This is a genomic window from Bradyrhizobium iriomotense (assembly GCF_018130765.1).
In the GTDB taxonomy this organism is placed as follows: domain Bacteria; phylum Pseudomonadota; class Alphaproteobacteria; order Rhizobiales; family Xanthobacteraceae; genus Bradyrhizobium; species Bradyrhizobium iriomotense_A.
Map to the genome: position 1 here is coordinate 1 of NZ_JAFCJZ010000014.1, position 13,093 is coordinate 13,093.

A 13,093-nucleotide genomic window follows, 5' to 3' on the forward strand; every position below is an offset into this window, starting at 1 on the left:
AGCCTTCTCACCAACTCGTCTGCAATGACCGCGCTGCAGACCCTCCGCAACGTCAGCTCGCAGCTCGCGACCACGCAGAACCGGATCTCGACCGGCCAGCGCGTCTCGACTGCCGCGGATAACTCGGCCTATTGGTCGATCGCGACCTCGATGCGCTCCGACAACGCCGCGCTCTCCGCAGTCTCCGACTCGCTCGGTTTGTCGGCCGCGATGGTGGACACCGAATACACCGCTCTGAACACGGTCATCGGCGACAAGGACTCCGGCCTGACCAAGCTCCAGGCGCTGTTGGTCGAAGCCAAGACCGCCGGTATCGATCGCACCAAGATCCAGTCGGAAATCACCCAGATCCAGCAGGATATGAAGCTGAAGGCCAATTCGGCCACGATCAACGGCATCAACTGGCTGAGCATCGACACCTCGACCGGAACCACGGCGACGCCGACGAGCTTTAACCTCGTGTCGTCGTACTCGCGTGTCGGCGGTACGCCCACCATCGGCTCCATCACGGTGACGACCGCCACCTTCGCGCTCTACACCGTCAACGGCGCAACCAAGACCGGTATCCTGGATACGGTGACCGGCAACAGCACGACCGGCTTCGCGTCGGTCGACACGCTCGCCATCGGTGCGCTGACCGACGCGGCGACTGACCAGACCAAGCTCGACGGCTACATCAACCAGGTCACCGCTGCGATCAACACGGTTGCCTCGGCCGCCGCCAATCTCGGTGCCGTCAAGAACCGCATCGCGACCAACACGGAATTCGTCAAGAACCTGATGGACTCCGTGGACCGCGGCATCGGCCAGCTCGTCGACGCCGACATGAATGCGGAATCGACGCGCCTTCAGGCCCTCCAGACCCAGCAGCAACTCGGCGTTCAGGCGCTCTCGATCGCCAACCAGAACAGCCAGAGCATCCTGTCGCTGTTCCGCTAAGCTTCAAACCATCGGCAAAGGGCCGCGCTTCGCGAGAAGCGCGGCCCTTTTCATTTGGCGTGCGTTGGTCGCGCGCCATGACTTTCGCACCTTGCCCCTCGTACCCTGATTTGGCGCACCCTGTTGCGGTCCGGTCACGGAGCCACAAGCTCCGCACAAACTTCGCATGCTATCGCCACTGTTACGTCAGGTTGAGCGCGCTCGTCCGCAGCCCAAAGGCATGATGCCGTCCTGTCGTACCGGTGTAAGTCCGGTATGTCCCTAACAAATCAATCTTCAAAGGGGCGTCAAAAATGAGTTCCAGCCTTCTCACCAACTCGTCTGCAATGACCGCGCTGCAGACCCTCCGCAACGTCAGCTCGCAGCTCGCGACCACGCAGAACCGGATCTCGACCGGCCAGCGCGTCTCGACTGCCGCGGACAACTCGGCCTATTGGTCGATCGCGACGTCGATGCGCTCCGACAACGCCGCGCTCTCCGCAGTCTCCGACTCGCTCGGTCTGTCGGCCGCGATGGTGGACACCGAATACACCGCTCTGAACACGGTCATCGGCGACAAGGACTCCGGCCTGACCAAGCTCCAGGCGCTGTTGGTCGAAGCCAAGACCGCCGGTATCGATCGCACCAAGATCCAGTCGGAAATCACCCAGATCCAGCAGGATATGAAGCTGAAGGCCAATTCGGCCACGATCAACGGCATCAACTGGCTGAGCATCGACACCTCGACCGGAACCACGGCGACGCCGACGAGCTTCAACCTTGTGTCGTCGTACTCGCGTGTCGGCGGTACGCCCACCATCGGCTCCATCACGGTGACGACCGCCACCTTCGCGCTCTACACCGTCAACGGCGCAACCAAGACCGGTATCCTGGATACGGTGACCGGCAACAGCACGACCGGCTTCGCGTCGGTCGACACGCTCGCCATCGGCGCGCTGACCGACGCGGCGACTGACCAGACCAAGCTCGACGGCTACATCAACCAGGTCACCGCTGCGATCAACACGGTTGCCTCGGCTGCCGCTAATCTCGGTGCCATCAAGAACCGCATCGCGACCAACACGGAATTCGTCAAGAACCTGATGGACTCCGTGGATCGCGGCATCGGCCAGCTCGTCGACGCCGACATGAATGCGGAATCGACGCGCCTGCAGGCCCTCCAGACCCAGCAGCAACTCGGCGTTCAGGCGCTCTCGATCGCCAACCAGAACAGCCAGAGCATCCTGTCGCTGTTCAAGTAGGCCTCGGCTTTGGAAACGACCGTGCTCCCAAGGGAGCACGGTCTCCGCCATGAACGGCGGATGTGACGGCGCATGACGTGCCCGCAATCGACCTCCCGACGCCAGACTTGAAGCAGTACGCCGCAGCCGATCACGCCGCGATACAGCCGGCTGTGCACCTGATGCCGATACGCGCGGCAGCGTCACCCAATTTCTTGTAAATTTACCACGCCTCGCCCGCGAACCGACACATTCGTGGCCTCGCGCAACCTTCAGACAAGGTTGGCAGCGGAGTGTCCTCTACGTTCGCATTGGTATGAGGTCATATGCTGTTCAGTCGTGCGCAGATACAGCAACTGCTCAACAATCTGCTGGAGCTCGGGCCACGACGGCTGATGGCCCTGGGACTGATCGGCTTTGCCGTTCTCGTCACCGTCGTTGGCGGCGCGTATTATCTGAGCCGGCCCGAGTTCGAGACGCTCTATACCGGCCTCACCCGCGAGGACGTGACGCGCATGGGCGCAGCGCTGCGCGAGCAGAACATCGCCTTCGACGTCAATACCGCCGGTGACGCCGTCTCGGTGCGTCCGAGCCAGACCATGCAGGCGCGCATGCTGCTCGCCGAGAAGGGCCTGCCGACCAGCGCCAATTCGGGCTACGAGTTGTTCGACAAGATCGGCTCGCTCGGCCTGACCTCGTTCATGCAGGAAGTGACGAAGCTGCGCGCGCTCGAGGGCGAGATCGCGCGCACCGTCCAGCTGATGAAGGGCGTGAAGGCGGCGCGCGTGCACATCGTGCTGCCGGTGCGCGGCTCGTTCCGCGCAACCCAGCAGCCGCCTTCGGCGTCGGTCGTGCTGCGCACCGACGGCGCGATCGAGGCGCGCACGGCGCAGTCGATCCGTCATCTGGTCGCGGCCGCCATCCCCGGCATGAGCCGCGACAAGGTGACGGTGCTGGATGCCGACGGCTCGATGCTGCTCGCCGAGGAGGACGAGGCCAGCGCCGCGCCGACCAAGATGGCGAGCTTGCAGAAGACGGTCGGCGGAATGGTGCAGGAGAACATCCGCAAGGCGCTGACGCCGTATCTGGGTCTGGACAATTTTGAGGTCAGCGTCGCGCCGCAGCTCTCCACCGACAAGCGGCAGACCAACGAGACCGTCTACGATCCGGAGAGCCGCGCCGAACGTTCGGTGCGGAACGTGCGCGAGAAGGAATCGTCGCAGAATGCGGATCGTTCGCAGCCGACAACGGTGCAGCAGAACCTCCCCGATCAGCAGGTGAACGCCGGCGGCGGCAAGAACTCCAGCGAGGACAAGACCCGCCGCGAGGACGTCACCAATTTCGAGGTCTCGTCCAAGACCACGACGACGGTGAGCGACGGCTATCTGGTCAAGAAGCTGTTCATCGCCGTGCTGGTCAACCGCGCGCGTCTGGTCGCCGATCTCGGCGACAAGAGCAACCAGGCCATCGTCGACAGCAAGCTCGCCGAGATCAGCCAGCTCGCGGCGACGGCCGGCGGGCTGGACAAGGCGCGCGGCGACCAGATCCAGGTCACGGCCGTCGACTTCATCGAAGGCTCGCGCGAGCTCGCGCCGGTGCCGCCGATCAGCTTCGTCGAGATGATCAACAAGCAGCTCGGCAGCGTCATCAACGCGGTGACGATCCTGGCGGTTGCTTCGATGCTGGTCTGGTTCGGGCTTCGGCCCGCGGTCAACGGCATTCTGACCCATCGTGCGGCGCAGGAGCAGACCGAGGCGGCTGAGGCTGCCGAACTCGAAGCCGCCGCGGCCCTTGCATTGACAGAGAGCCAGGATCCCGAGCTCAACCTCGTCGAGGATCTCGAAGGCAAGATGCAGCGAACACCGCAAAAGCGGCTCGAGCAGATCGTCCGGCTCGATCAGGCGCAAGCGGCAGCGATCCTTAAAGACTGGATGCGACGCGAGGAGGCGGCATGAACGCGGCAATCGGAAAACTCCTGACGCAGTTCGACGCGAATGGCCGGGTCAAGTCGCCACCGCCGCCTCCGCCGCCCAAGATCCAGGACGTGCTGACGAGGCCGAAGGAGGCGAGGCGCGAGCCGCAATCACAGGCCCAGCCGCAGCGTCAGCCTCAATCGCAGCCGCAGCTTCAGCCCGCGCCTCCGGCGCCCGAGGCGGAAGCTCCGCCGGTCAATCTTCTCGAAGATGCCTATCGTCGCGGTCATGCCGCCGGTGTTGCCGAAGGCGATGCCAGGGTCGCCGAGGAGCGCGTCCGCAGCGCGATCCGGCTCGGCGAGGAACGCTCCAAGTGGTCCGACCAGCAGGCGGTCGCGATCGTCGGCGGCTTCGAGGCGGCCTGCCGCGAGATCGAAACCAACATCGCGAGCTCCGTCGCGCGTATCCTGCTGCCTTTCCTCGCCGATGCGGTCCGCGACAAGGCGGTGGGATCGCTGGTCGAGCAGATCGCGGCGCTGACCGGTAATTCGCCGGTGCCGGTGTTCAAGGTCACCGGCCCGAGCGAGCTGCTCGACCTCGTGAGGACCCAGCTTGAGGCTAGCAGGCGCACGGGAGTTGAGTACGAGGTCGCCGAGACTTCTGAGGTCCGTGTCGTCGCCGACCAGACCGTGATCGAGACGCAGATCACGGCCTGGGGCGAACGCCTGAAGGAAGCGCGCCGGTAGCAGCCATGGAAGAGGTCAAGCAGGAGCTCGTGATCGTCCGCCGGCGCAGCGCCTTCGCCGAGGAGGCGCATCACGGCGGCGTATGGAAGATTGCCTATGCGGACTTCATGACCGCGATGATGGCGTTCTTCCTGGTCATGTGGCTGCTCAACGCGCTCAACCAGGACCAGAAGCAGGTGGTCGCGAGCTACTTCAACCCGATCAAGCTCGCCGAGAACGCGCCGGCGCCGAAAGGTCTGAAGGATCTCACCAAGAAGGAGCCGACCACGTTCGACGGCCAGGAGGGCCGGCGTCAGCCGGGTGGGCCGAGCGAGGAGCGTCGCGGTGACTCCCCGACGGCGGAGAAGCCGCCGTTCTACGAGGAGAAGGTCCTGTTCCGCGATCCCTATGCGACGCTTGCCGAGATCGCGAATAACGCGAACGAGGCCTCAGGCCAGCGCCGCGCCGGATCGCTGACATCAGCCGAAGAGGATGGCCTGAAGGGCGGCGACGCCTACCGCGATCCCTTCGATCCCGGCTATTGGAAGCTGGCGCCACAGACATCCAAGGATGCGGATCGCATTATCGAGAGCGAGCCCAAGCCGAATGCGTCCGCGCGCGACAATGCTTCCAGTGCGGGGCAGGGCGAGCCGCAGCCGCGCCGCGCCAGGACGGATGATGCCGGCGGAAGCATCGCTCCGAACGCGGATGCGTCGTCGGCGAGCCTGTCGCCCCTGCTGCCGCCGGGGCCCGCGCCGTCGCAGTCGTCCCGCGACGGCAGCGCCCAGGCGAACGCGCAGTCCGGCGCGCAGGCGCGTCCCAACGAGGCGAAGAAGGATTCCGAAACGCGCGAGGCTGCACAAACACAGCAGCCGACCGTCAAGCAGCTGCAGTCCGCGATCGCGGATGCGCTGTCGGACATCAAGGCCGGTGCGGGACCTGTGGCCGAGGTGCGCCAGGTCGAGGAAGGCCTGCTGGTCAGCCTGACCGACGATGCGAGCTTCGGCATGTTCGCGGTCGGCTCGGCTGAGCCGCGGCCCGAACTGATCCGGGTGATCGACAAGATCGGGCCGCTGGTGGCGAAGCGGCCCGGCGTGATCATCGTCCGCGGCCACACCGACAATCGGCCGTACAAGTCGGAGAACTACGACAATTGGCGGCTGTCGACCGCCCGCGCGCAGATGGCCTATTACATGCTGGTCCGCTCCGGCGTCGATGCGCAGCGGATCGAGCATGTCGAAGGTTATGCCGACCGGCGGCCGAAACTCCCGAACGACCCGGCGGCCGCGCAGAATCGCCGGATCGAGATCCTGATCCGGGAGAAGCGCCCGTGATCAGGCCGCTTCTCTGCGCTGCCCTGCTGATGGTGTTGCCGCCGACAGCGGCGCCCGCGCTTGCCGATCCGACGCCGGTCCCTGCCTCGACGTCAAGCGAGCCGTATGAGCTCGTGCGTGCCTTGCAGGCGGTGCAGGACGGCATCGCCAACGGCGACACTGCGGCGCATGGCAGTCACATCGCGCTGATCCGGCAGGTCGGCGAGAAGTTTCTTGCCGCCGATGCGAACGTGTGGAGCAATCCGCAGAACGGCCAGGCCGTCGTCATCTACCTGCTCAGCGGCGGCGCGCCGCAACTGGTCCGCAAGCTGCCGCGCGACAAGATCAACGTCGACGGACGGCTGTTCGATGGCGCGCTCGCTTATGTCGAGGGCCGCCAGGACGAGGCGCGCGAGCTGCTCAAGGACGTCAAGCCCAGGACGCTTCCGTCGGGCCTGGGCGGACAGGTCGCGCTGGTGCAGGGCGCGTTGTTCGCACGGACCGAAGCATCGCTCGCGATCGAGCGTCTGGACGATGCGCGTCTGCTCCTGCCCGGAACGCTGGTGGAGGAGGCCGCGCTGCGGCGCGAGATCCTGCTGGTCGGGCAGGCCGAGGATTTCGACAAGTTCGAGTTCCTGACGCTGGCCTATATCCGCCACTACCGCAACTCGATCTATGCCGGCGATTTCTGGCAGCGCTTCTCCACGGGCCTGACGCAATCGAGCCTGGCTCTCGACGAGCGCCGCTTTGCGCGGATCGTTACTCTGCTGGACCAGATCGACCGCGCCAGCCGCATCAAGCTTCATCTCATGATCGCGCGCAACGCGATGCTGCGTGGACTGATGCCCGTGACCCGGCTCGCGGCCGAGCGTGCGCTGGCGCTCAGCGCCGACGCCTCGGCGGAGCGCGAGCGTGCGCATTTCTTCCGCGGCGCCTCGCGGGCGCTCACCGACGAATATGACGGCGGTCTTGCCGAGCTGAAGGCGCTCGACCGGTCGAAGCTGCCCGAGCGCGATGTTGCTCTCCTGAACGCAACGTTGCAGCTCGCGCTCGACGTCCGCAAACCATTCGCGGGCGGCCCCGCCGCCACCGCCGACAAGCCTCCTGCGACGCCGGCGCGCCTCGATCTCGCATCATCGAACGCGACGCTCGCGCGCGCGCAGAAGCAGCTCGGCGAACTCGAACTCCTTGCCAAGGATCGCCGCCCATGACCAAACTCAGCGGAACCTCCGGACAGCTCTTCTCGGGTCTCGCCGAGAGCCTCAACATGCGCGGTGCGTCGCGTTCGGCGAAAGCGGCGGGGACCAAATCGCAGGCAGATTCCTCGTTCAACGATCTGCTTCACACCGTCTCGAACCTGGCGAAGCGGGCACTCAACGACGAGGCCAGCGACACGACCGTGAAAACCGGAACGCTGCGCGCACGCCTGGCGCATCAGGCCGGGAAGGACGACACGGTAGACGATCGCACCGAGGCAGCCGACGAGTCCAAGTCCAGCCGCAAATCGTCTGGCCAGAAGACCGATCAATCGTCGGAAACGCAGAGTCCGGTCGAGGATACCGCGAAGGCGGACGTTTCGAGCCGGTCGAGCATGCCCGCGATCGTCGGGCAGGAACTCGCCGTCGTGCTGGCCGTGAAATCGCAGGTGCAATCGCAGGCGGATGACGGGAAGGATGCGTCCGCGCGCGACGAGCGCGCCTCCACGTCGAAGCGCGAGGTCCAGGCTACGGGCATGGCGAAGATCGCCGCAGCTGATTCCGCGCCGACTGCTGCCGACCCGATCGGCGTGCGTTCGCAGGCGGCAGCAGCCGCACAGCAGGATAACGAGGGTCCGTCAAAGGCGTTGCCGGCAACGTCAGGCTTCGAGGCCGTTACGGCGAATGTAGAACGCGCCGTCAAGGCCTCGGCCCGGGACGCATTGCCCGAGGCCACCAAGGTCACCGTGGTCCAGCAGGAGACTCATCTGCCTCCGGCGCAGTTCAACGCTCCACAACAGGTCGCCAATGCGGTGGTCGCGGAGCTGAAGGAATCCGCGGCGCCGACGGCATCGTCCGCAGCCCCTGATCTCACGGGGTCGCAGACCAATGCGCCGGATCAGCCACTGAAGATCCTGACCGTCAGCCTGGAGCCGCCGGCGCTCGGCAATGTCACCGTGCGCCTCCGCCTGGTCGGCTCGGAGGTCTCGATCCACCTCGCGGCCGAACGCAAGGACACCAGCCAGATGCTGGACCAGCAGCGCGACTCGATCCGCGACCTGATGCAGTCGGCCGGTTACGTCGCCGACGTCGCGCCCGTCCAGCACGGCTCGCTCGATGGATTCCAGAGCGGCTCCGGCCAGTCGCAGTCGCAGCCGCAGTTCTCGGGCCAGCAACAGTCATCCTCACAGTCGCAAGGCACGTTCGACGGCGCCAGCACGTCGTCGGGACAATCGGACGGCGATGCGAGACAGGCCCGGCAGGAGCGCCAGTCCAACCAGGAGACGCGTCATGACCAGGACGTGGCGCCGCAGACTCGTCGCGGCCCTGTTTATCTGTAACGCCGGCGCCGCGGAGGCGGCCGCCGACAGCGCGCGCCCCTGCGAGCGCGAGATGGCGCGTGCGGCCCAGCAGCACGGCATTCCGCTCGGCATTCTCTACGCCGTCGGCCTCACCGAGACCGGACGGCGCGGGGCGCTCTATCCTTATGCGCTTGGCGCCGACGGTCAGACCGTGTTCGCCAAGGACATGAACGATGCGATCGCGAATTTCGAGGCGATGCGAGCCAAGGGCATCAAGCTGATCGACCTCGGCTGCATGCAGATCAACCACTATTACCACGGCGACAAGTTTGCCTCCGTGCAGGCGATGTTCGATCCCGCCCGGAATGTCGACTACGCCGCGCGCTTCCTGAAAGAGTTGAAGCAGCGCGAGGGCAGCTGGACCATGGCGGTCGCCCGCTACAACGCAGGCCCCAACAACCAGCCGGCGCAGAAGCGTTATGTCTGTCACATCGTCGCTCATCTCGTCTCGAGCGGCTTCGGGGCGTGGACCGACAAGGCGCGCTCGTTCTGTCAGCCGAAAACGACCTGACAACATGAAGTTGTGCATGGTTCCCAACCATCAGCCCCGCGCAAGCAAGAACCCTCATTGTAGCTGCAACCTACCAAAGGAGCCCAATTCATGAGCCTGTATGGTGTTATGCGCACCGGCGTTTCCGGCATGTCTGCGCAATCCAACAAGCTGTCGACGGTCTCGGACAACATCGCGAACGTCAACACCACCGGCTACAAGCGGGCTTCGACTGAATTCTCATCGCTGATCCTGAAGAGCGGTTCGGGCAACTACGATTCCGGCGCCGTCGAGACGACGGTCCGCTACGCCATCAGCGACGCAGGACATACGCAGTTCACCACGTCGACCACGGACCTCGCCGTCCAGGGCAACGGCTTCTTCGTGGTGTCGAACGCCAACAACACGCAGCAATATCTGACGCGCGCCGGCTCGTTCGTGCCGGACGCCCAGGGCAATCTGGTCAACGCGGCCGGCTACTACCTTCTGGGTCAGCCCGGCAAGGTGACCAATTTCTCGCAGAACAGCCTGTCTGGCATGCAGATCGTCAACATTGCCCAGGTTTCGCAAGTGCCCGTGCCGACGACGGCGGGGACACTCACGACCGGCAATCTGGATCCGACGGCGGCTGTGATCGCCGGTCCGCCCGGACCGGCGTCATATTCGTCGAAGAGCTCGATCGTGGCCTACAACAATATCGGCCAGGCCGTTACGCTCGACGTCTACATGTCCCACACGGCGACGGCCGCTGGCTCGGACACCTGGCAGATTCAGGCTTACAACTCCGCGACAGGTACGTCGGTCGGCGCCGCCACCACCTTCACCTTCGATACGACCGCAACCGGCAAAGGCGCGCTGGCCGCGGCGAGCCCGACGACTCTCTCCTTCACCGTCCCCGGCGGTGCGGCGACGACCCTGGACCTGTCGAACATGACGCAGACCGGAACCGACTTCAGCTTCAAGGCGACCGTCAACGGCAGCGCTCCATCGGCCATCGACAAGGTCGACGTCGACGAGAACGGGTACGTGACAGCCGTGCTCAAGAACGGGCAGCAGATGACGCTCTACACCATCATGCTGGCCGACGTCGCGAGCCCCGACAATCTGACGCCCGAGCCGGGCAACGTCTACTCGACCAACATGAATTCCGGCAACGCGCAGGCCGGCAATGCCGGCACCGGTGGCCTCGGCACGATCCAGTCCGGCGCCCTGGAAGACTCCAACGTCGACCTCGCGGACGAGCTCACCGGGATGATCGAGGCCCAGCGCGGCTTCACCGCCAACTCGAAATCGTTCCAGACCGGTGCCGACCTGCTCGACGTCGTCGTCAACCTGAAGCGCTGAATTCTTCAGCGCCCGTTCCGGGCAAGAGCAAATCATGTCCCTTACCGCCGCTCTCGACTCCGCCCGCGCTTCACTTATGGCGTCGGGCATTCAGTCCTCGACGATCTCGCGCAACATCGCCGGTGCCAGCGCCACCGGCTATTCGCGCAAGATCGCCGTGCTGGACAATCTGCCCGGGGCCGGCGTCTATGTGGCGGCGATCCAGCGCGCCGCCAGCTCGGGTCTCTACAACAACGTCTTGACCGCGACCTCGTCGTCGGCCAAGCAAAGCGCGATCTATGACGGTCTTCAGAAGATCGCAACTGCCACGGTCGACGATACGGAGCTCGACCAGTCGCCGACGGCGCAGCTCAATGCGCTGAAGAAGGCGCTGCAGCAATATGCCAACGCGCCGGACAACACCACGCTGGCGCAGGCGGCGGTCACGTCCGCCAAGGATATGGCGACCTCGCTCAACGAGGCGACCAAGACCGTGCAATCGGTTCGCGAGGGGGCCGATGCCGACATGGCGACCTCGGTTGCCAACATCAACCAGCTCCTCACCCAGTTCGACAAGGTCAACAATGCGATCGTGAGGGGGACGATTGCCGGTGACGACGTCACCGACTATCTCGACCAGCGCGACAGCATCGTCTCGAAGCTGTCGGAGGAGGTCGGCGTCGAGATGTCGATCCGCACCAACGGCGATGCCGCGCTCTATACCGACAGCGGCGTCGTGCTGTTCGACAAGACGGCGCGAACGGTCAGCTTCACGGCGACCAATATCTATTCGCCCGGCACCACGGGCAACGCGGTCTATATCGACGGCGTGCCGGTCACAGGCGCCAATTCGGTGATGCCGCTGAAGTCGGGCAAGCTTGCGGGTCTCGCCCAGCTGCGTGACCAGGACACCATCACCTATCAGAGTCAGCTCGACGAAATCGCTCGCGGCCTGATCAACACCTTCAGGGAGAGCGATCAGACCGCCGCGGCGCTGCCCGACGTTCCCGGTCTCTTTACCTATCCCGGTGCGCCGGCGATGCCGGCGAGCGCCACCGTCTCGGTCGGCCTTGCCGGCCTGATCAGTGTCGCGGCATCAGTCGATCCGGCCCAGGGCGGCAATCCCAACCTGCTGCGCGACGGCGCGATCAGCGGCAATCCTGCATACACATACAACACCGCCGGCAACGGCGGCTACTCGGCCCGGCTGCAGCAGCTCATCGGCGACATGGATGCGGCGCAGCCGTTCGATGCAACCACGCAAGGCAAGCCGAGTGGTAGCCTGATCGACTACGCGTCGTCGTCGACGAGCTGGATCGAAAACCAGCGCAAGACCGCGGACTCCAACGTCACCTACCAGAAAACGCTGCTCGACCGCAGCACCGCGGCGCTGTCCAACGTCAGCGGCGTCAACATGGACGACGAGATGTCCTTGATGCTTCAGGTCGAGCGCACCTATTCGGCCTCGTCGAAGATCATTTCGACCGTTGACGAAATGTTGCAGAGCCTGCTGGCCGCCGTGGGGAACTAAGCCATGATGAGCGCGAACTACATCTCGACCTTGATGCTGTCCTCGTCGTTGAGGTCCTCGATCACGAACAACCAGGCAGCGCTCAGCAAGGCGTCGACGGAAGCGACCACCGGCCGTTTCGCCGATGTCGGCCTCGAGCTCGGTGCCACGACGGGAAGCGACGTCACCCTGCGCGCGGACTGGAGCTTCGCCGACCAGCTCGTCGACACCAACGAGCTCGTTGCGGGACGCCTCGACGTGACGCAAACCCGGATCACCCAGCTCGGCACGACCGCATCGGACTTCCTGAAGGACCTGATTGCGGCCCGCAGCACCGACAACGGCGGGCGGATCGTGCTGCCACCTGCGTCCGCCAACCTCCAGGATCTGATCGGCGCGCTGAACGTCTCCTATAACGGCTCGTATCTCTTCTCGGGCATCAACACGCAGAACATGCCGATCACGGCGTACGCCACGGGCTCGGCCAGCAAGAACCAGGTCGACGCCGATTTTCTTGCGGCCTTCGGCTTTTCGCAATCCTCGGCCAGCGTGAGCGGCATAACCCCGGCCCAGATGCAGACGTTCCTCAACACCACCTTCGATGCCGAGTTCGCCAGCCCGGCCTGGAACACCAACTGGTCATCGGCCACTGACCAGGTCATGCAAAGCCGTATCTCCACGACCGAAATCGCCGATACGTCCGTCAGCGCCAACCAGACCGGCTTCCGCAAGCTCGCCGAGGCCTACACCATGATGGCGGATCTCGGGAACGCGAAGCTGAGCCAAGAGACGTTCCAGGTCGTCGTGGACAAGGCCATCGGCCTCGTTGGTGCCGCAATCTCTGACCTCGCTACGCTCGGCGGCAGCGTCGGCACGGTGCAGCAGCGGATCACCTCCGCAACCGACAAGCTCAAGACGCAGCAGGATATTCTCAACAATCAGATCGTCGGTATGGAGAAGGTCGATCCGACGGAAGCCTCGGTCCGGGTCAACACCCTGCAGACCCAGATCCAGACGGCGCTGGCGCTGACCTCACAGCTCCAGAAGATCAGCCTCATCAACTATCTCTGAGCCAGAGTTCGTTTTTCGAGGTTTACGACCCT

Annotated in this window: 11 protein-coding genes; all 11 read left to right on the top strand. The window is 64.8% G+C overall.

Features of this window, described 5'->3' with window-relative positions:
• The coding region (locus JQ635_RS23085) for a flagellin (protein WP_246583706.1) at positions 1-939 on the top strand (939 nt) is incomplete at its 5' end.
• Between the two features lie 293 nt (positions 940-1,232).
• Positions 1,233-2,180: a flagellin gene (locus JQ635_RS23090; RefSeq protein WP_211412084.1), complete on the top strand. Its 948-nt coding sequence runs from the start codon at positions 1,233-1,235 to the stop codon at positions 2,178-2,180.
• 305 nt (positions 2,181-2,485) lie between these two features.
• The gene (gene fliF, locus JQ635_RS23095) at positions 2,486-4,114 is read left to right on the top strand and encodes a flagellar basal-body MS-ring/collar protein FliF (protein WP_211412085.1); all 1,629 of its coding nucleotides are present in this window, start codon (positions 2,486-2,488) and stop codon (positions 4,112-4,114) included.
• Positions 4,111-4,818 (top strand): hypothetical protein, encoded by a 708-nt coding sequence (locus tag JQ635_RS23100; RefSeq protein ID WP_211412086.1) that lies wholly within the window; start codon positions 4,111-4,113, stop codon positions 4,816-4,818. Before fliF ends, JQ635_RS23100 begins: the two co-directional genes overlap by 4 nt.
• Positions 4,819-4,823: 5 nt before the next feature.
• Positions 4,824-6,131, top strand: coding sequence for a MotB family protein (locus JQ635_RS23105; RefSeq protein ID WP_211412087.1), 1,308 nt, complete (start codon positions 4,824-4,826; stop codon positions 6,129-6,131).
• The gene (locus JQ635_RS23110; protein ID WP_211412088.1) at positions 6,128-7,321 is read left to right on the top strand and encodes a chemotaxis protein; all 1,194 of its coding nucleotides are present in this window, start codon (positions 6,128-6,130) and stop codon (positions 7,319-7,321) included. Before JQ635_RS23105 ends, JQ635_RS23110 begins: the two co-directional genes overlap by 4 nt.
• Positions 7,318-8,646 (top strand): flagellar hook-length control protein FliK, encoded by a 1,329-nt coding sequence (locus tag JQ635_RS23115; RefSeq protein ID WP_211412089.1) that lies wholly within the window; start codon positions 7,318-7,320, stop codon positions 8,644-8,646. The genes JQ635_RS23110 and JQ635_RS23115 overlap by 4 nt, the downstream gene beginning before the upstream one ends.
• Positions 8,597-9,178: a transglycosylase SLT domain-containing protein gene (locus tag JQ635_RS23120; protein ID WP_211412090.1), complete on the top strand. Its 582-nt coding sequence runs from the start codon at positions 8,597-8,599 to the stop codon at positions 9,176-9,178. The genes JQ635_RS23115 and JQ635_RS23120 overlap by 50 nt, the downstream gene beginning before the upstream one ends.
• A 90-nt stretch (positions 9,179-9,268) precedes the next feature.
• Positions 9,269-10,501, top strand: a complete 1,233-nt coding sequence (locus JQ635_RS23125; protein WP_211412091.1) for a flagellar hook protein FlgE — start codon at positions 9,269-9,271, stop codon at positions 10,499-10,501.
• A gap of 34 nt (positions 10,502-10,535) precedes the next feature.
• Positions 10,536-12,011: a flagellar hook-associated protein FlgK gene (gene flgK / locus JQ635_RS23130; protein WP_211412092.1), complete on the top strand. Its 1,476-nt coding sequence runs from the start codon at positions 10,536-10,538 to the stop codon at positions 12,009-12,011.
• 3 nt (positions 12,012-12,014) lie between these two features.
• Positions 12,015-13,061 (top strand): flagellar hook-associated family protein, encoded by a 1,047-nt coding sequence (locus JQ635_RS23135; RefSeq protein WP_211412093.1) that lies wholly within the window; start codon positions 12,015-12,017, stop codon positions 13,059-13,061.
• Positions 13,062-13,093 lie beyond the last annotated feature (32 nt).